The 18797-nt window shown below is 69.5% G+C and carries 16 protein-coding genes and 1 tRNA gene; 8 read left to right on the top strand and 9 right to left on the bottom strand.

The genetic code is table 11. The features are described from left to right. Positions 1 to 33 precede the first annotated feature (33 nt). A complete protein-coding gene (gene rfbB / locus AC1DYG_RS05575; protein ID WP_477638900.1) occupies positions 34 to 1029 on the top strand; it encodes a dTDP-glucose 4,6-dehydratase in 996 nt (331 codons plus the stop codon). Beyond that, complete coding sequence (gene rfbD / locus AC1DYG_RS05570; RefSeq protein ID WP_477638899.1) at positions 1029 to 1910, top strand: dTDP-4-dehydrorhamnose reductase; 882 nt, start codon at positions 1029 to 1031, stop codon at positions 1908 to 1910. The genes rfbB and rfbD overlap by 1 nt, the downstream gene beginning before the upstream one ends. Positions 1911 to 1931: 21 nt before the next feature. Here the strand turns inward: rfbD and AC1DYG_RS05565 are convergent, their stop codons facing one another. Continuing rightward, positions 1932 to 2825: a nucleotidyltransferase family protein gene (locus AC1DYG_RS05565; protein ID WP_477638898.1), complete on the bottom strand. Its 894-nt coding sequence runs from the start codon at positions 2823 to 2825 to the stop codon at positions 1932 to 1934. A gap of 124 nt (positions 2826 to 2949) precedes the next feature. Here AC1DYG_RS05565 and AC1DYG_RS05560 point away from each other — a divergent pair, with 124 nt between their 5' ends. Then, positions 2950 to 3939, top strand: coding sequence for a zinc-binding dehydrogenase (locus AC1DYG_RS05560; protein ID WP_477638897.1), 990 nt, complete (start codon positions 2950 to 2952; stop codon positions 3937 to 3939). A 53-nt stretch (positions 3940 to 3992) separates the two neighbouring features. Continuing rightward, the gene (locus AC1DYG_RS05555; protein WP_477638896.1) at positions 3993 to 4211 is read left to right on the top strand and encodes a hypothetical protein; all 219 of its coding nucleotides are present in this window, start codon (positions 3993 to 3995) and stop codon (positions 4209 to 4211) included. Between the two features lie 38 nt (positions 4212 to 4249). On the opposite strand, the gene AC1DYG_RS05550 is transcribed toward AC1DYG_RS05555, so the two are convergent. The 7 genes from AC1DYG_RS05550 to AC1DYG_RS05520 form a co-directional block, all read right to left on the bottom strand. Next, entirely contained in the window at positions 4250 to 4780 is a 531-nt protein-coding gene (locus AC1DYG_RS05550) for a hypothetical protein (protein WP_477638895.1), read from the bottom strand. 61 nt (positions 4781 to 4841) lie between these two features. Then, complete coding sequence (locus tag AC1DYG_RS05545; protein ID WP_477638894.1) at positions 4842 to 5492, bottom strand: GDSL-type esterase/lipase family protein; 651 nt, start codon at positions 5490 to 5492, stop codon at positions 4842 to 4844. Between the two features lie 3 nt (positions 5493 to 5495). Continuing rightward, on the bottom strand, positions 5496 to 5672 hold the full coding sequence (locus tag AC1DYG_RS05540; protein ID WP_477639472.1) for a DUF6104 family protein: 177 nt from the start codon (positions 5670 to 5672) through the stop codon (positions 5496 to 5498). Positions 5673 to 5921: 249 nt separating this feature from the next. After that, positions 5922 to 6839, bottom strand: coding sequence for a DUF559 domain-containing protein (locus tag AC1DYG_RS05535; RefSeq protein ID WP_477638893.1), 918 nt, complete (start codon positions 6837 to 6839; stop codon positions 5922 to 5924). Between the two features lie 268 nt (positions 6840 to 7107). Continuing rightward, positions 7108 to 10941, bottom strand: coding sequence for a multifunctional oxoglutarate decarboxylase/oxoglutarate dehydrogenase thiamine pyrophosphate-binding subunit/dihydrolipoyllysine-residue succinyltransferase subunit (locus AC1DYG_RS05530; RefSeq protein ID WP_477639471.1), 3834 nt, complete (start codon positions 10939 to 10941; stop codon positions 7108 to 7110). 243 nt (positions 10942 to 11184) lie between these two features. Beyond that, a complete protein-coding gene (locus tag AC1DYG_RS05525) occupies positions 11185 to 11988 on the bottom strand; it encodes an ABC transporter permease (protein ID WP_477638892.1) in 804 nt (267 codons plus the stop codon). After that, a complete protein-coding gene (locus AC1DYG_RS05520; RefSeq protein WP_477638891.1) occupies positions 11985 to 12983 on the bottom strand; it encodes an ABC transporter ATP-binding protein in 999 nt (332 codons plus the stop codon). Before AC1DYG_RS05520 ends, AC1DYG_RS05525 begins: the two co-directional genes overlap by 4 nt. Positions 12984 to 13072: 89 nt before the next feature. On the opposite strand from AC1DYG_RS05520, the gene AC1DYG_RS05515 reads away from it, so the two are divergent. Continuing rightward, complete coding sequence (locus AC1DYG_RS05515; RefSeq protein ID WP_477638890.1) at positions 13073 to 14512, top strand: hemolysin family protein; 1440 nt, start codon at positions 13073 to 13075, stop codon at positions 14510 to 14512. After that, the gene (locus AC1DYG_RS05510) at positions 14509 to 15543 is read left to right on the top strand and encodes a hemolysin family protein (protein ID WP_477638889.1); all 1035 of its coding nucleotides are present in this window, start codon (positions 14509 to 14511) and stop codon (positions 15541 to 15543) included. The genes AC1DYG_RS05515 and AC1DYG_RS05510 overlap by 4 nt, the downstream gene beginning before the upstream one ends. Positions 15544 to 16598: 1055 nt before the next feature. On the opposite strand, the gene AC1DYG_RS05505 is transcribed toward AC1DYG_RS05510, so the two are convergent. After that, positions 16599 to 16673, bottom strand: a tRNA-Arg gene (locus tag AC1DYG_RS05505). 59 nt (positions 16674 to 16732) lie between these two features. Here AC1DYG_RS05505 and AC1DYG_RS05500 point away from each other — a divergent pair. Next, positions 16733 to 17137, top strand: coding sequence for a response regulator (locus AC1DYG_RS05500; protein ID WP_477638888.1), 405 nt, complete (start codon positions 16733 to 16735; stop codon positions 17135 to 17137). 10 nt (positions 17138 to 17147) lie between these two features. Continuing rightward, entirely contained in the window at positions 17148 to 18794 is a 1647-nt protein-coding gene (gene argS, locus AC1DYG_RS05495; RefSeq protein ID WP_477638887.1) for an arginine--tRNA ligase, read from the top strand. Positions 18795 to 18797: the final 3 nt, after the last annotated feature.

Below are 18797 nucleotides of genomic sequence, written 5' to 3'. Positions count from 1 at the left end.
CGAGCGAAAGGCCTCCGCGATAACCTCGGCGGCATGAAGGTCCTCGTCACCGGCGCTGCCGGGTTCATCGGCTCGAACTTCGTCATCCGGGCCCGCCAGGTGCGCCCTGACTGGCGGCTCACCGTCCTGGACTCCATGACGTATGCCGCGAACCTCACCTCGCTCGACCCCGTGGCGGGCGAGGTCGACGTGGTGAAGGGGTCGGTGACCGACGCCGACCTCGTGGACGAGCTGGTCGCCGCCCACGACCTCGTCATCCACTTCGCCGCGGACTCCCACAACGACAACTCGTTGGACGACCCCTGGCCCTTCATCGACACCAACATCATCGGCACCTACCAGCTCATCCAGGCGGTGCGCCGGCACGACAAGCGGATCCACCACATCTCCACCGACGAGGTCTACGGCGACCTCGAGCTCGACGACCCGGCCAAGTTCACCGAGACCACGCCGCTCAACCCCTCGAGCCCCTACTCCGCGTCGAAGGCCAGTGCCGACCTCCTGGTCCGCGCCTGGATCCGCTCCTTCGGGCTCAAGGCGACGCTGTCGAACTGCTCGAACAACTACGGCCCGCGCCAGCACCCCGAGAAGTTCATCCCCCGGCAGATCACGGGGATCATCGACGGGGTGAAGCCCAAGCTCTACGGAGCCGGTGCCAACGTTCGCGACTGGATCCACGTCGACGACCACAACGACGCCGTGATCACCATCGTCGAGCAGGGCCGGCTGGGGGAGACCTACCTCATCGGTGCCGACGGCGAGATGAACAACAAGGACGTCGTGGCGCTCATCCTCGGCCTCATGGGCAAGCCGGCCGATTGGTTCGACCACGTCCCGGACCGGCCGGGCCACGACCTGCGGTATGCCATCGACGCCACCAAGCTGCGGGCCGAGACCGACTGGCGGCCGGCCCATCCCGACGTCCGTTCGGGCCTCGAGGACACCATCGCCTGGTACGACAACAACCAGGACTGGTGGCGGACTGCCAAGGTCGTCGCCGAGGCCAGGTACGACCGGCTCGGCCGCTGATGACGCGCTGGCTGGTGACCGGCGCAGGCGGCATGCTCGGCCTCGACCTGCAGGTGACCTTGGCGCTCGCCGGAGTTCCGGAAGACGACGTCACAGCGCTGAGCCGATCTGACCTGGACATCACCGATGCGGACGCCGTGCGTGATGCGGTGCGGGGCCACGACGTCGTAGTGAACTGCGCGGCATACACAGCGGTTGACGATGCGGAAAGCCATGAGGGGCAGGCCTTTTCGGTCAACGCGGTCGGCGCGGCCAACGTCGCCGACGCCTGCCGCGCCGTCGGTGCCCGCCTGGTCCACATCTCGACCGACTACGTGTTCGCCGGCGACGCGACCGAGCCGTATGCCGAGGACGCGCCTCTTGCGCCGCTGTCCGCCTATGGGCGGACCAAGGCCGCAGGGGAGTGGGCGGTGCAGGCGCGGTGCCCGCAGGCGTGGATCGTCCGGACGGCCTGGCTGTACGGCGCAGGGGGCCCGAACTTCGTGAAGACGATGGCGAGGCTGGCCGACCGACACGACACCCTCGACGTCGTCGACGACCAGACGGGCCAACCGACCTGGACGATGGACGTGGCGCAGGCGATCCTGCGGCTCGTGGACGAGTCGGCGCCGTTCGGCGTGTGGCACGCCACCAGCCAGGGGGAGACGACCAAGCACGGCCTCACGCAGGAGATCTTTCGCGGCCTGGGCCTGGATCCCGAGCGCGTGCGGCCGACCACGAGCGATGCGTTCCCGCTCCCCGCGCCGCGTCCGGCCTACAGCGTGCTGGGCCACGACGCGTGGCGCATGACGCGCATCGCGCCCCTGCCCCACTGGCAGGAGAGCCTCGCGAAGTCCCTTGCGGACGTCGTCTCGGAGTCCGTGACCCCGGGCTCAGCCTGAGGGGCAGACGGCGAGCCCGGCCTACTTGGGGCGCTTCATTGTCCACGTCACTGCCTCCGGCAAGGCCCGGAGCCCACGAAGCCATCGGGCAACGTGGAGCTTGGCGATCGTGGGACGGTCAGCGACGGGCGCCGCCAATGAGTTGAGGAGGAGTTCCCTCGGCGGCAGGAGCGCATGTCTGAGCAAGGAAGGGCGCTCCCGCCACGGCGATCGCACCAGCTCAGTCATCCACATGACACCGGGCGTTCGGGCGGCCTGCTGGTGGAACGCCCATGCGGCTGCCTGGCCTGACAGGCGGGCGTCAGCTGCGTCCCTCGGGAGTCCTTGAGCTGCTTTCACGACTGGGGCGGCCGTGAGCTGTGATCCAGTGAGCACGCTCAGCTGGCCAAGGTCGGCGAGCGACTCCCGGTCAAGCGACCCCAAAGCGACCCCCAGGTGATCGAGGTCGTCCGTGCTGGTCAGCTTGTCCGGATCCCGAAGAGCATGCAGGGCCACGACCAACGAGTGCCCGATCAGGTCTGGCGTGCAAACCTGCTGACCCGCAACGTCTATCTCGACACGTCTGCCCCAGAGCGCCTCAAAGACCTCATCGGCCGGCCGGAGGAAACCCGCGAAGTTGTAGTGGAGGTCCAGGTCGCAGGGCCAATCGGCGTGGATGTAGTGCTCAGAGTGCACGAAGGACACATCTCCAACGTGCATCAGGCGAAAACCGCTCGCGTTTCGGTTCATCCAGCCGGCGGACTCGATTGCGGAGCACAAGGCCTTGAACGCCGGAGGGTCCACGAGGACGTCGACGTCCGTGGACGGCCGGTCCGGGCGGGCGCCGACGGCCACTGCGGTCGGTCCCTTGATGAAGAGCACCCGGGCACCCACCTGGTCGGCCAGGCGTGCCACGAGGGCGTGCGCGAGCAGCACACCCTCGGTCATGGACAGCGTGGACTCCGGCACACCGTCAGTATCGGGGCTGCGGCGGATCGTGCTGCCCCGTTTGAGGTCCCCTCCGCCGTTCGTGCCATAGGACTCTCGCTAAGGTCGAAACATGCTCGCTGCCTATGCTGCCCGCCAGTCCGCCGACGACCCGCTGTCCGGCCTCGAGGTCGGCGATCGGCCCGATCCGCAGCCGCGCGAGGGGTGGACCACCGTCACGCTCAAGACCGCTGGGCTGAACCACCACGACGTCTGGTCGCTGCGCGGAGTCGGGTTGTCCGCCGACCGGCTCCCGATGATCCTCGGTTGCGACGGTGCCGGGATCGACGAGGACGGCAACGAGGTCATCATCCACGCGGTCGTGCCCAGCGACGGGTGGCGGGGCGACGAGACCCTCGACCCGCGACGCACGCTCCTCTCCGAGCTGCACGACGGGACCCTCGCGCAGAAGGTCGCCGTCCCCACGACGAACCTCGTCGCCAAGCCCGCAGACCTGCCGTGGACGCACGCCGCGTGCCTGTCGACGGCCTGGCTCACGGCATACCGGATGCTTTTCACGAACGCAGGACTCACGCCCGGCGCGACGGTGCTCGTCCAAGGCGCCGGCGGTGGCGTGGCCACTGCCCTCGTCCAGCTCGGTGCGGCAGCGGGTTACCGGATGTGGGTCACCAGCCGCGACGAGGAGAAGGGCCGGCTCGCGGTGGGGATCGGTGCGGACCGCGCCTTCGGGAACGGAGAGCGGCTGCCCGACCGGGTCGACGCGGTCATGGAGACCGTCGGGGCCGCCACCTGGTCGCACTCGGTCAACTCGCTCAAGCCGGGCGGGACGATCGTCATCTCCGGCGCGACGTCCGGCGATGCCCCGAGCAAGGCAGAGCTGACCAAGATCTTCTTCAAGCAGCTGCGCGTCGTCGGGTCGACCATGGGCACCCGCACCGAGCTCGAACGGCTCACGCAGTTCGTGGTGCAGCAGCGGATCGAGCCGGTCATCGACACGACCCTGCCACTGGACCGGGCGCGGGAGGGTTTCGCCAAGATGGCGGCCGGCGACGTGTTCGGCAAGGTCGTCTTCACCGTCGACCCCGATGAGTCGTCTCGCTGAGAGCCGCCTGAAGTCGATTAGGGATCTGGCCGACACAGGCGTAGTAAGGGGGGATGGAAGAGTTTCCCTCGTCACCGGACGACGTCATCGACTCGAGGTGGACCGGCAATCCCCAGGCGATGAGACCGGCTCCCCACATCGGCCGTCCCAAGGCCACGCAGACCGACCTCGACGCCGAGATGCGGGCCGTCGTCAACCCGTGGCTGGCCGGTGACCGCAGCGCGGCCGAGACCCTTCAGGCCCTGCGCGCCCTGGCGGACCAGCACCTCTAGCCAGTGGCGGGATGCGTCCCGGCGGCAGTGCTTTCTCGCTAGAGGACCGAGACGACCAGCCACACGAGGCCCGCGACGGCCAGGACGGCCAGCGTGGCGGCGGCGACGATGATCCCGCCCTTCTGGGTGGCGCCCATCTTCTCGGTCCACCCCTGGGCCGACGCGACGTCCCTGATCAGGTCGCGACCGTCGTTGGCGTCGAACGAGTAGTCGACGACCTTGCCCAGCCGACCGGTCTGCAGGTCCACGCCGTACTCCTTGCGGAACGACTTCTCGTAGACCCTCCCTCGCTGGGTGGATGCCTCGGCGATGAGGCGCGGCGAGGACCCGCCGCCGCTCCACGAGAACGTGTTGCTGACGTCGGTGATGGTCATCGAGTGGTCCGACTCCCTGAGTCGCACCTTGTGCGTGAAGACCTTCTTGACGCCGTGTGCCTTGAAGATCGCCAGCCACTGGGCGTCGGCGACGTCGATCGTCAGGTCGAAGCCGTCCGGCGTCTCGCGCACGGCGTACGGCGTTGCACCGGCAGCGGATCGGATGCTGGTGATGAGCTCTGCGGACGTACCCATCGAGGGCCCCCTCGGTCGACGGTGGTGTGTCGGGTGTTGCGTGGCGCCTGCCAGGTGGTGGTCAGGTCGGCGAGATCTGCAGCCAGTCGTACCAGCCGTTGTGCAGCACCAGCCAGGCGATGAGACCGTATCCCGCCTGCCCCGGGTGATGGGCGATCCGGCTCGCCGCCAGGTCGCTCTGCCACTGCTCGTGACCGAGCAGCGGACGGAAGCAGTCGACGAACGGCACGCCGCGGCGCGCACAGACATCGGCCTGCGCCTCCACGAGCACATCGAGCTTGGCGTTGATCTCCGAGTCACTGGTGGGCGTCGGGCTGGCCACGAACGTCCCGATGCCTGCGCTGGCCGCGTCGTCGAGGATGTTGGCAAGGTTGAGCCGATGCCGTGCCAACGTCACGCCGCTGGCGGCGTCGTTGCCGCCGACGGAGATGACCAGGCGCTTCTCGGCGCGTCCCGCCCAGCGCGGCGCGCACTCCGCCTTCCAGCGGGCGAGCACGTCAGCCGTGGTGTCGCCACGCACCCCGAGGTTGTAGGCCGTGAGCTCGAGGTCCGGGTGGTGCGTGCGGCCGGCCACGCGGGAGACCCAGCCCTGCCCCTTGGGGTCGCCGACACCGACGACGAGCGAGTCGCCGACGAAGACGAGACCCACGTCCCGGGGACCGTCGGAGGCAACCTGGAACTCGGCGCTCGGGGTGAAGGTGGGGTCGCTCACGCGTCAGTCCTCGTCGTCGTCGAGCCGCGCCAGCCAGGTGGCCAGGCGCTCGACGGGGATCTCGAAGTCGGGATTCAGGTCCACGAAGGTCCGCAGCTGGTCGGCCAGCCACTCGAAGGAGACCTCTTCTTCCCCTCGGCGAGCGACCAGCTCCTCGATGCCGCGATCCGTGAAGTACACGACTGCAAGGTTAACGGGGGTATGCCGCGTGGCTGGCTCAGCCACGCGGCATACCGTGTCCCTTTGGCCTGACTCCTCCCCGACGACGCTCGTTCCTCGCGCTGTCGGGGAGGAGGTCGTCGTCAGGCGTGTCCCTTTGGCCTGGTTGTGGGCCGACGACCACGCTCAGCCACCTGCGTCACCCTCCCGCGCTCACGGCAAGGGAGAACGAGGACGCGGGGCGACGACCCTGGTCGTTCCCCGACCAAGTCACGCGGTTGGCCGCAGGCGCGCCAGCCGCACCTCGTCGCGCAGGGCCAGCTCCCCGCGGCGGATGGCCACGGCGGCGGCGATCATCTCGGCCACCCATTCGGGCTTGGTCATCACCCTCGTCCACGGGAACCGCAGCACCAACCAGCCATCGGCCACCAGCTCGTCGTACCTCACGCAGTCCTTCTCGAACAGCTCGCCCTCACCGTGGAACTCGAAGCTGTCCGCCTCGAGCACGATCTTCAGGTCCACATCCGCGAGGTCGACCCTCCCCACCCACCGGCCGTTGCGGTCGATGCGGATCTGGGGCACGACAGACAGCCCGGGGACTTCGAGTGCGATGGCCCGCAGGACCGACTCGAACGGGTTTGCCGCTCGCCCGTCCGTGAGCTCCACCACGCGCGCCACTCGGCGGCGGGGACCGCGCGCCGGCAGTGCGGCGACCGCTCGCGTGAGTTCTGCCCTTGTCACCGTGCGATCGCGCAGGGCCGAGTCGGCGACCGCGAGCGCCTCGTCGAACGGCAGCCGCGCACCGCAGTCGATCACCGTGCGCAGCGCAGTCGTGATCCGCCCGTCCACATCTGAGGGCGGCAGGTTCATCCAGGACACCTGCGCCGACGCCCGTTGTTCAGGGGTCAGCTTCCGACCCCGCCTTACGGCTACCTGTGGCTGTCTCGACTGCCACTTCAGCGCCCAACCCCAGTGCGCGGCGGCGCTCAGGAGCACGGCGGTTCCACTGAGCTGAACTGCCGCGCGTCGACCCGTCGATGCCGTGGGCAGGGCGTAGCGGCCCCGCGCGACCCGCTCTACGACGCCGTCACGAAGAGCGCGCTCGAGGGCCAGCCGGCCGGTTGCCGCAATGACCTCGGCCCTGGTGCCAGCACCCCCGAGTCGCTCGAGCGCGTCCTCGACGTCCACGGGGCGAGTCTGGCCCGGCCGCGACCAGCTTCTCCGAGGTTGTCCACAGCCCCGTGGGCCGACGACCAGGGTCGAGCTGCTGGGCCGGGACGGCTGCTCCGAAAGTCCGCGCGCGCGGCGTGGGCAGCGACCATGGTCGTCCGCCCACGCCCGCCCCAGACGGGAGTATGCCGCGTGGCTGAGCCAGCCACGCGGCATACCGTGTCCCTTTGGCCTGACTCCTCCCCGACGACGCTCGTTCCTCGCGCCGTCGACGGGGAGGTCGTCGTCAGGCTCTGGCGAAGGCGGCCGTGATCAGCTCGGCCTGCTGCTCGGCGTGCCTCTTGCTCGAGCCGGTGGCCGGGGAGGCCGACGCCTTGCGCGAGACCACGCGCAGCTGGCGGGTCTCGCCGAGTCCGGCCAGGGCCTGCGGCAGGTTGAGTGCAATGAACGGCCAGGCACCCTGGTTGTTGGGCTCGTCCTGCACCCAGACCACATCGGCGGCCGGGTACTTCGCGAGCTCGGCGGCGATCTCCTTGGCCGGCAACGGAGCCAGCTGCTCGACCCGCACGATGGCGGTGGAGGTGTCACCGGCCTTGTCGCGGGCAGCCTCGAGGTCGTAGACGACCTTGCCGCTGGCCAGCAGGACGCGGGTGACGCCGGCGGTGTCGAACGACGCGCGGTCGGGCAGCACCGGACGGAAGGTGCCCTCGGTGAAGTCACCTGGCATGCTGCTCGCCGCCTTGAGCCGCAGCATCGACTTCGGGGTGAAGACGATGAGCGGACGACGCGGACGGGCGTAGGCCTGTCGGCGCAGCAGGTGGAAGTAGCTCGCGGGCGTCGAGGGGTAGGCCACCGTCATGTTGTCCTCGGCGCACATCTGCAGGAAGCGCTCGATGCGGGCGGAGGAGTGGTCGGGTCCCTGACCCTCGTAGCCGTGCGGGAGCAGCAGCACGACGGACGAGCGCTGGCCCCACTTCTGCTCCGAGGACGAGATGAACTCGTCGATGATCGTCTGGGCGCCGTTGAGGAAGTCGCCGAACTGCGCCTCCCAGAGGACGAGGGCATCGGGACGCTCGACGGAGTAGCCGTACTCGAAACCCATCGCCGCGAACTCGGACAGCAGCGAGTCGTAGACCCAGAACCGGGCCTGCCCCTCCCCGAGGTAGAGCAGCGGGGTCCACTCCTCGGCCGTGTTCTTGTCGATGAGGACGGCGTGGCGTTGGACGAACGTGCCGCGCCGGCTGTCCTGACCGGCCAGTCGCACCGGCGTGCCCTCCATCAGCAATGACCCGAAGGCCATCAGCTCACCGGTCGCCCAGTCGATGCCACCGTCCCGGGTCGACTGCGCGCGCTTCTCCATGGCCTGGAGCAACTTGGGGTGCACGGTGAAGCCCGGCGGGGGGTTCACGAAGGCGTCACCGATGTGCTGGAGCTGGTCGGCCGGGATGGCCGTCTCGTCGGCCGAGCGGGTGGCCTGGTCGGTGGCCTGCGCGGTCGGCGGCTCCAGGCCGGAGTGGCCCTCGGCGTCGGTGCCGGCGAGCGTGGCATCAGTGGAGTCGGCCGTGGCGGCCTCCTTGAGAGCGGCCTTGGTCTCGACGAACACCCTCTCGAGCTGCTGCTGGTAGTCGCGCAGCGCGGCCTCGGCCTCCTCCTGCCCGATGTCGCCGCGGCCGATGAGGGCCTCGGTGTAGAGCTTGCGGACCGAGCGCTTGGCCTCGATGAGGTTGTACATCAGCGGCTGCGTCATCGAGGGGTCGTCGCCCTCGTTGTGCCCGCGGCGGCGGTAGCAGACCATGTCGATGACGACGTCCTTGTTGAACTCCTGCCGGAACTCGTAGGCCAGCTCGGCCACCCGGACGCAGGCCTCGGGGTCGTCGCCGTTCACGTGGAAGATCGGCGCCTGGATCATCCGGGCGACGTCGGTCGAGTACGTGCTCGACCGGGACGCGCTCGGCGACGTCGTGAAGCCGACCTGGTTGTTGATGACCACGTGGATGGTGCCGCCGGTGCGGTAGCCGCGCAGCTGAGACAGGTTGAGCGTCTCGGCGACGACCCCCTGCCCGGCGAACGCCGCGTCACCGTGCAGCAGCAGCGGCAGCACCGTGAAGTCTTCACCCGCAAGGTCGAGCCGGTCCTGCTTGGCGCGGGTGATGCCCTCGAGGACCGGGTTGACCGCCTCGAGGTGGGAGGGGTTGGCGGCGAGGTAGACCTTGGTCTTGTTGCCGTCCTCGGCGACGAACTCGCCCTCGGTGCCCAGGTGGTACTTCACGTCGCCGGAGCCCTGCACGGACTTGGGGTCCTGCTTGCCCTCGAACTCACGGAAGATCTGGCCGTAGGACTTGCCCGCGATGTTGGCGAGCACGTTGAGGCGCCCGCGGTGCGGCATACCTATGCAGACCTCGTCCATGGCGTCGGCGGCGGCGCGGCACAGAATGCGGTCGAGCAGCGCGATGACCGACTCGCCACCCTCGAGGCTGAACCGCTTCTGGCCCACGAACTTGGTCTGCAGGAAGGTCTCGAACGCCTCGGCGGCGTTGAGTCGGCGCAGGATGCGCAGCTGCTCGTCGGGGCCCGGCTTGGCGTAGCCGACCTCGATCTTGTCCTGCAGCCAGCGGCGCTGCTCGGGGTCCTGGATGTGCATGTACTCGGTGCCGATGGTGCGGCAGTAGGAGTCCCGGAGGATGCCGAGGATCTTGCGCAGCCGCAGCATCGGCGCACCGCCGAAGCCGCCGGTCGCGAAGTCGCGCTCGAGGTCCCACAGCGTCAGCCCGTGCGAGGTGACGTCGAGGTCGGGGTGACGGCGCTGGCGGTACTCGAGCGGGTCGGTGTCGGCCATGAGGTGGCCGCGGACGCGGTAGGCGTGGATGAGCTCCTGCACTCGAGCGGTCTTGTTGACGTCGTCGTCGTGGTGGGTGGAGATGTCCTGGACCCAGCGCACCGGCTCGTAGGGCAGCCGCAGGCTCTCGAAGATCTCGTCGTAGAAGCCGTTCTCGCCCAGCAGCAGCTGGTGCACGATGCGCAGGAAGTCTCCGGACTGCGCGCCCTGGATGATGCGGTGGTCGTAGGTGCTGGTCACCGTGAGGATCTTGGAGACGGCGTTGCGGTTGAGGGTCTCCTGGCTCGCGCCCTGCCACTCGGCGGGGTACTCGAGCGCGCCGACACCGATGATCGCGCCCTGCCCGGCCATCAGCCGCGGGACCGAGTGGACGGTGCCGATGGTGCCGGGGTTGGTGAGGGTCAACGTGGTGCCCTGGAAGTCCTCGACAGTGAGCTTGCCGCTGCGGGCCTTGCGGACGATGTCCTCGTAGGCCGTCCAGAAGTGGGCGAAGTCCATCGACTCGGCGGACTTGATGGAGGGGACCAGGAGCTGGCGGGTGCCGTCGGGCTTGGCCATGTCGATGGCGAGGCCGAGGTTGACGTGGCCCGGGATGACGAGCGCGGGCTTGCCGTTCTCCTCGGTGAACCCGTTGTTCATCTCGGGCATGTGGCCCAGGGCCTTGACCAGGGCGTAGCCGATGAGGTGGGTGAACGACACCTTGCCGCCACGCGAGCGCTGCAGGTGGTTGTTGATGACGACCCGGTTGTCGATGAGCAGCTTGGCCGGCACGGCACGCACGCTCGTGGCGGTGGGGACCGTCAGCGACGTCTCCATGTTGGTCACCGTGCGGGCGCTCGCGCCACGCAGCGGCTTGACCTGGTCCTGGTTGACCGGCACGGCCTGCTTGGGCGCCTCGGGTTCGCGCGGCTTGGGCGCGTCCTTGGGCGTCTCGATGGCGGAAGGGGCCTCGGGCTGAGCCGCGGGCGCGGGGGCCGGGGCGGGGGGCGCGGGCACCGCCGCGGGGGCGGCGTTTGCTGCGGGAGCTGCCGGCGCGGCGGGAGCAGTGGCCTGCGGGGCGGCGTTTGCTGCGGGAGCTACCGGGGCGGCCGGAGCAGCCTGCGCGGGAGTGGCCCCGTTGGGCCCGGATCCGTTCGCGGTGTCGTCGCCACCGGGCTGGTAGCCGGCACTGGGCTGGTAGTCCTCGAAGAGGGACCACCACACCTTGTCGACGGAGTTCTTGTCGTTCTTGTACTGCTCATACAGCTCGTCCACGAGCCACTCGTTCGGCCCGAAGGCCGACATGGGGTCGTTGGTCGGGGACTGGTCGGGCACGGCGGATACGCCTCTTTCGTAGCGTCGACAATGACGGGGCAAATACGTGCTCCCAGCCTATCCCCGCCCGCCTCGCCGTGCGGAGGCGGGGAAGAGTTTCCGAGACACTCGTCACGACACGTTCGATCGACCCCGCAGCGACCAGTTGCTGGTATGCCGCGGGGCCGGCTCCCGTGGTGGGAACCGGCCCCCGCGSCATACCTGGGCGCTCGTCTAGCTGATGTCGCTGCGCACCGTCCGCCACGAACCGAAGCCGGCCATCGCCGCGGCATACGCGGCGAGCACGAGGGCACCACCCCACCAGGCGAGGAGGTGCACTGGGCGGTCGGTGTTCTGGCTCACCCCGCTCACCATCGCGCTGGTGGCCTGGCTGGGCAGGTAGGGGACGATGTGCTCGCGCCCCCACGTCCAGAAGGTGAGGCCGAAACCGGCCAGCGGCTCCACGATCCAGGCCACGCCCACCGAGATGAGCAGGGCTGCGACCTGGTTGGGGATGAGGATGCCCGCACCGAGCCCGACCAGTGCCCAGAGACCGAGAACGAGCAGGCTCAGGGCCAGGGTGCGGAACACGGCCGTCTCGGGGAACGGCGCGTAGCCACGGGCGTTGAGCACGATCGCACCTGCCAGGACGGAGCCGGCGAGCGAGATGAGCGCGTAGATCGCCCCGATGCCCAGCAGGGCGATGACCTTGGCCCCCATGACCCGGACGCGCTTGGGCGTGCCCAGGAACGTGCTGGTGATGGTCTTGTGGCGGTACTCGGACCCGATCTGCATCACGCCGATCGTCAGCGTGAGCAGGTACCCGACACCCAGTCCGGCGGTGTAGACGCTGTTCGCGATCTGCAGCGGGGTCCCCGTCGGCGCTGGGTTGGGGTCGTTGGGATCGGGCTTCAGGGTGTAGATGAAGCCGAACGCCACGGCCAGCGCGATGCCGGCGAGGAAGATGGCGATGGCCATTCCCCACCACATCCGGGTGGTGAAGAACTTGCGGAACTCGGCGCGGATCGCGGCGGTCATCCGTTCGCCCCTTCCTGTCCGGTGATGGCATCTCGCTCGGTCGCTGCGTCCTGAACGAGCGACGCGCCGTCGCCGAGGTTGCGGTTGGTGCCCTCGGTGAGCTCGAAGAACAGTGCCTCGAGGTCGGTAGTGGCCTGGCGGAGCTCGTAGACGGGGAGCCCGGCGCGCAGTGCCACGTCGCCGATGAGGCGCAGGTCGTGGGTCTCGGCGAGCAGGGCGCCGTCCTTGACCTCGCTGGTCACGTCGGCAACCCGCAGGGCTCCCGCGAGCGCGTCGAGGTCGGTGGTGCGCACGATCGCGTGGGCCTCGCCGTGCAGGTCGGACATCGCGCCCTGCTTGACCAGCTTGCCGTTGTTGATGATGACGACGTCGTCGACCGTCTGCTCGACCTCCTGCAGCATGTGGCTGGAGATGAGCACCGTCTTGCCCTGGGCGGACAGGTGGCGCAGGAACCCCCGCAGCCAGCGGATGCCCTCGGGGTCGAGGCCGTTGGCCGGCTCGTCGAGGATGAGCACCTGGGGGTCGCCGAGCATCGCGGCCGCGAGGCCGAGCCGCTGGCGCATGCCCATGGAGTAGCCGCCGGCCCGCTTGCGTGCCGCGGCGGGGATGCCGACGAGCTCGAGCATCTCGTCGACCTTCTGGGCTCCCACCCCCGCGGTGTCGGCCAGCACCCGCAGGTGGTCGCGTCCGGTGCGACCCGGGTGGAAGTTGGTCGCCTCCAGGGCCGAGCCGACGACCGCCATCGGCTGGGTGATGTCGTGGTAGTCGATGCCGCCGATCGTCGCCGCGCCGCTCGACGGCTTGACGAGGCCGAGCAGCATCCGSAKCGTSGTSGTCTTGCCGGMGCCGTTGGGCCCGAGGAAGCCGGTGATGCGGCCCGGCTCGACGGTGAAGGACAGGTTGTCGACGGCGGTGAACGTGCCGAACCGCTTGGTCAGGTCGCGCACCTCGATGCGGGTCCCCTCGCCCGGCCTGGTCGCTGTGTCTGTGGTCATCGTTCCCCCGAGTTGAGTGCCATGCGCTCATCCTGCCAACTGACGTGGGGGGAGGGTCAACCGGGTTGCCGCCTTAGGATGTCCGGACTATGACCGAATGGTTGCTGGTCCTGACCGGCGTGGGTTTGACGATCGGCACAGCCATCTTCGTGGCCACGGAGTTCTCCCTGGTGGCCCTCGACCGGCCGACCGTGCAGAAGGCGGTGGACGAGGGGGACGTGCGCGCCGAGGTCGTCCTCGGCTCGTTGCGCAGGCTCTCGACCCAGCTCTCGGCGGCACAGGTCGGCATCACCCTGACGACGCTGATCCTCGGATTCCTCGCGACACCCTCCCTCGGGGTGCTGCTCGAGACCCCGTTGCAGGCCCTGGGGCTGAGTGGCTCCACCCGCGCGTCGGTGGCCGCTGGAATCGCGCTGGTCATCGCCACGCTGTTCTCGATGGTCTTCGGCGAGCTGCTGCCGCAGTTCCTCGGCATCTCCGCGCCACTGGCGACGGCGAAGATCGTGGCGATGCCGGTTCGCGGTTTCGCGCTGGTGGCCCGCCCCTTGATCTATGTGCTCAACGGCTCGGCCAACCTGTTCCTGCGCGCCCTGGGCATCACGCCTCGCGAGGAGCTGTCCGGTGCCCGCACGCCCCAGGAGCTGGCGTCGCTGGTGCGCCGCTCCGCCCAGGCGGGAACGCTCGATGCGGGCACGGCGCGGCTCGTCACCAAGTCGTTGGACTTCGGTGAGCAGACGGCCGCCGATGTGATGAGTCCGAGGGCGAGGGCGTCGTCGATCGAACGCACCGCCACCGCCGAGGACGTCGTGCGGCTGGCCCGGCGCACGGGTCACTCGCGCTTCCCCGTCACCGGCGAGGACTGGGACGACATCGATGGCGTCGTGCACGTCAAGCGCGCGATCGCCGTGCCGCACGAGCGGCGCGACGACGTGCCGGTGTCGGCGCTGATGGTGCCGCCGCTGCTCGTGCCGGAGACGATCCGGCTCGACCCGTTGCTGCTGATGCTGCGCGAGCACGGCCTCCAGCTGGCGATCGTCGTCGACGAGTACGGCGGCACGGCCGGCATCGTGACGTTGGAGGACGTCGTCGAGGAGATCGTCGGCGAGGTGTCCGACGAGCACGACGTCTTCCGCACGACCGGGCGCGAGTTCACCGACGGGTCGTGGACGGTGCCCGGCCTGTGGCGACCCGACGAGGTGCGCGAACGCCTGGGTGCGGTGGTCCCGGATGGACCTGCCTACGAGACGACCGGGGGCTTCGTCATGGCCGACCTCGGCCGGATCCCCACCGTCGGTGACACCGTCAGGATCCCCGGCTGGGAGATCACGGTCCTCGCGATGGACGGCATGCGGGCAGACCGGCTGCGGTTCGTCCCGCTGGCGATCACCGAGGGCGATGTCGAGGGCACTTCCGAGGGCACTTCCGAGGGCACGGCCGACGGCACGGCCGAGGGCACCGCCCAAAGCGGTCTCGAGGGCAGTGCCGCCGCCGACGGCCGTCCTCACGGCCGGGGCGAGGTGGCGCCGTGAGCACCGGCGCCGTCTGGGTCACCATCCTGCTGCTCCTGCTGAACGCCTTCTTCGTGGGCGCCGAGTTCGCCGCGATGTCCGCGCGGCGCTCCACCCTCGAACCGCTCGCGGCCCGCGGGTCGCGTCGGGCACAGGTCTGCCTGGATGCCCTCGAGCAGATGGGCTCGCTGCTTGCCTGCGCGCAGCTCGGCATCACGGTCTGCTCGGTGCTCCTGGGCGCCATCTCCGAGTCCGCCCTCCACCATGCCCTCGAACCCGTCGTCCACCACCTGGGACTGCCTGACGGGGTGACCGACGGCGTGGCGCTCGCGCTGGCCCTGCTGGTCGTGGTCTACCTGCACGTCGTCGTCGGCGAGATGATCCCCAAGAACCTCGCGCTCGCCGGACCCGAGCGCTCGGCGCTCATCCTGGTGCCCGTACTGCTGCTGATCACGAAGGCGCTGCGTCCGATCATCTGGGTCATGGAGGCCATCGCGAAGTCGCTGGTGCGACTGTTCGGGGTGGAGCCCAAGGACGAGATCACGTCGGCGTTCACGGTCGAGGAGGTCGAGCACATCCTGGCCGAGAGCAGGCACGAGGGACTGATCAAGGAGGGCCAGCACGGGCTGGTCGGCGCGGCCCTGGAGTTCAGCGACAAGGACGCGGTGGATGTGGCCGTGGCGCTGGACGACCTGGTGACGCTGCCGCTGACCGCAACCCCTGACGACGTCGAACGGCTCGTCGCGAAGCGGGGCTTCTCGCGCTATCCGCTCCTGAACCGGGCAGGCGAGCTCACTGGCTACCTCCACCTCAAGGACGTGCTCTACGCCGACGACACCGAACGCGACATCGCCGTTCCGGTGAAGCGGGTCCGCAAGCTCGCAACGGTGCAGGCGGCCGACGAGGTCGAGGAGGTGCTCCGTACGATGCAGCGCACCGGAGCCCACCTCGCCCGGGTGGTCGACCCCGAAGGCCGTGACATCGGCGTGGTCTTCCTCGAGGACGTCATCGAGGAACTGGTCGGCGAGGTCACCGACGCCTCCCAGCGCTGAGCCGAGGTCCAGAGGTCAAATACGCCTCCCGGCGCTGGCGCACGCCGACATGGTGCCAAATCGACCCTTCCACGCAGGATGAGGTCGATCTGCCACCCGCTCGACGTCGAGGTATCGCTGCCTTGGTATTCGCCGATGACCTTCTGGTCGCGCCAGACGAAGTCACTGCGGCAGACGAACCCTGAACCGTCCTCGGCCATGACCTCGACGTTGAGCTCGGGCTCGGGCAGCCCGTGGCGGACGAACAGCAGCCGTGACCGGGTCTCCATCGCCGACGCCGAGCCAACCCGGATCCACCGAAGTGCCTCGCGCAGGGCGCGCACGCCGCGGACGCTTCCCCGGAGGGCCACCGCACGATGCAGCAGCTCGACTGACTCCGCGCGACCAGCGATCTGGTCGCCGATCACGACCAGATCCTCGACCCCGAGGAGGGCGCCCAGGTCGACCCAGACGTCGGCGCCAGCCACCACCCGGACGCCGGAAACCGTCGCGACCCACCTGTGCTCCAGGCCGCGGTGGGGCCTGACCTGCGGGCGGTCGATCGGGTTTCGTATGGAGGCGCGCATGACGTGCAGGGGGTGGGCATGTTCGTGGCTTCGCGGCAGTGGGAGGTCGTGGATGAGCGCAGCCGTGCAGTGCGAGAAGACCGCGTCGCGAGGCAGGACGAGCGAGGCGGCGCGCGCGGCGGTCAGAGCGGCCCGCATGGTGGGTGACGAGGGATCGTCAGCCTGCTCAGCGACGAGTGTGGCCAGTTCTCGCACTCCGTGGAGAGGTCGAAGGAGGTCCGTTCCGCGCAGCCGGCCTTCCTTCACGCCGGCCTCACGTGCCGTCGACGTCGTGAAGGCGCCGGACCTCAACGGTTCCGGAAGGCGGCCAGGGCGGCGAGGCATGGCGGCAAGCGTGGCCGATCCGCGGCATACATCTGCCTGCTCATCCACAGGCACCCTCGAGAGGGTGGCATTCCGCTGCCTCCGCCGGCGAAAGAGTCGATCTGCCACCCTCTCGACGACCGATGGGGGGCACCAAAAAGGCCAAGCGCTGCGCGCCTGGCCAATTGGTGCCCCCGGCAGGATTCGAACCTGCGCCACCGCCTCCGGAGGGCGGTGCTCTATCCCCTGAGCTACGGGGGCGGACACTGCGCCCCCGCTAGGGAGGCGCTCGCCGAGGTTAGCAGCCTAGGGTGTCCACCATGGAACCAGGGGGACTGGTGTACGTGTGCGACGACACCGAGCAGATCAGGCGCCTCATCAGGGTCAACCTCGAGCTCGAGGGCTACGACGTCCACGAGGCCGCCGACGGGGGAGAGCTGCTCGAATCGCTGCGCGCGCGCACCGACGTGCCCGGCGTCATCACCCTCGACGCGCAGATGAGCCCCCGCGACGGCTGGTGGGCGATCTCCCAGATCCGCGCCGACCCTCGCCTCGCCGCGGTCCCGGTGATCATGGTGACGGCCTCGGTCCAGCAGCACGACCGGGTCCAGGCGGAGGGGTCAGGCCTCGACGCGTTCGTGTCCAAACCCTTCGACCCGGACTACCTCATCACGCTCGTCGGCGGCTTCATGGCCGAGGGAAGGGCGCACCAGCCCGCGCCCTAGACTTGCCCGGGTGACTCCCGAAGAGCTCTCCGCAGCCATCCGCACCGCCCTGGTCGAAGCCGTCGCCGCCGGCGACCTCCGCGTGGACGTGCCCGCGGAGGTTCGCGTGGAGCGACCGCGCAACCGAGACCACGGGGACTGGTCCACCAACGTCGCGCTCCAGCTCGCCAAGGGCGCGGGTATGCCGCCGCGAGACGTGGCCATCCCACTCGCCGAGCGCCTCGGCCGGGTGTCCGGCGTGAAGGCTGTCGACATCGCCGGCCCCGGCTTCCTCAACATCACCCTCGACGCCTCGTCGGCCGGCGAGCTCGCCCGGTCGATCGTCGAGGCCGGTCAGGCGTACGGCCGCAACGACTCCGAGTCCGGCCACGTCATCAACCTCGAGTACATCTCGGCGAATCCCACGGGGCCGCTGCACCTCGGTCACACCCGCTGGGCGGCACTGGGTGACTCGATGCACCGGCTGCTGCTGGCCTCCGGGGCCGACGTCAAGGCCGAGTACTACATCAACGACGCGGGCGCGCAGATGGACAAGTTCGCCGCGTCGGTGCTGGCGCGGGCCAAGGGGGAGCCGACCCCTGAGGGTGGCTACCCCGGCGCCTACGTCGACGACCTCGCCGCCACGGTGCTCGCAGCCCGGCCCGACCTGCTCGAGCTGCCCGAGGCCGAGGCGCTGGCGGCGACCCGGGCGGTGGCCTACCCGGCCCAGCTGCAGGACATCAAGGACACCCTGACCGACTTCGGCGTCACGTTCGACGTGTGGTTCTCCGAGGCCGAGCTGCACGACTCGGGTGCGGTCGATCGGGCAGTGGACCGCCTGCGCGAGCAAGGCCACGTCTTCGACCAGGACGGTGCCATCTGGCTGCGGACCACGGACTTCGGCGACGACAAGGACCGGGTGCTCGTGCGCGCCAATGGCGAGCCGACCTACTTCGCCGCGGACGCCGCCTACTACCTGAGCAAGAAGGACCGCGGCTTCGACGAGAAGATCTACCTGCTGGGCGCCGACCACCACGGCTACATCAACCGGCTCAAGGCGATCGCCGCGTGCGCGGGGGACGACAAAGAGCACAACATCGAGGTCCAGATCGGCCAGCTGGTCAACCTCGGCGGCGCCAAGCTGTCCAAGCGGGCCGGCAACATCATCGAGCTGCGCGACCTGATCAACTGGATCGGCACCGACTCGATCCGCTACTCCCTGGCCCGCTACCCCGCCGACAGCCCGCTGTCGCTCGAGGGCGAGGAGCTGCGCAAGCAGACCAACGACAACCCCGTGTTCTACGTCCAGTACGCCCACGCCAGGACCTCCAACGTCGCGCGGCTCGCCAACGAGGACGGTGTGCTGCGGCAGGACGGGTTCGACCCGGCCCTGCTGACCGACCCGACCGAGTCCGCCCTGCTCGCGATCCTCGGCGACTTCCCGCGGGTGGTGGCCCATGCCGCCCACCTGCGTGAGCCGCACCGGGTAGCCCGCTACCTCGAGGACCTCGCCGGTCACTTCCACAAGTGGTACGACACGTGCCGCGTGCGCCCGATGACCGCGGACGAGGAGATCACCGACCTCCACCGCACCCGGCTGTGGCTCAACGACGCCACGCGCCAGGTCTTGGCCAACGGACTGGATCTTCTAGGGGTCTCCGCACCCGACAGGATGTAGCCC

This window comes from Pedococcus sp. P1_H8, from assembly GCF_056405175.1.
This window is presented reverse-complemented; position numbering and strand designations above follow the sequence as displayed.

Coding starts and splice junctions, on each gene's coding strand:
- rfbB (WP_477638900.1), top strand. CDS start 34: ATGAAGGTCCTCGTCACCGGCGCTGCCGGGTTCATCGGCTCGAACTTC.
- rfbD (WP_477638899.1), top strand. CDS start 1,029: ATGACGCGCTGGCTGGTGACCGGCGCAGGCGGCATGCTCGGCCTCGAC.
- AC1DYG_RS05560 (WP_477638897.1), top strand. CDS start 2,950: ATGCTCGCTGCCTATGCTGCCCGCCAGTCCGCCGACGACCCGCTGTCC.
- AC1DYG_RS05555 (WP_477638896.1), top strand. CDS start 3,993: ATGGAAGAGTTTCCCTCGTCACCGGACGACGTCATCGACTCGAGGTGG.
- AC1DYG_RS05550 (WP_477638895.1), bottom strand. CDS start 4,780: ATGGGTACGTCCGCAGAGCTCATCACCAGCATCCGATCCGCTGCCGGT.
- AC1DYG_RS05530 (WP_477639471.1), bottom strand. CDS start 10,941: ATGTCGGCCTTCGGGCCGAACGAGTGGCTCGTGGACGAGCTGTATGAG.
- AC1DYG_RS05525 (WP_477638892.1), bottom strand. CDS start 11,988: ATGACCGCCGCGATCCGCGCCGAGTTCCGCAAGTTCTTCACCACCCGG.
- AC1DYG_RS05515 (WP_477638890.1), top strand. CDS start 13,073: ATGACCGAATGGTTGCTGGTCCTGACCGGCGTGGGTTTGACGATCGGC.
- AC1DYG_RS05500 (WP_477638888.1), top strand. CDS start 16,733: ATGGAACCAGGGGGACTGGTGTACGTGTGCGACGACACCGAGCAGATC.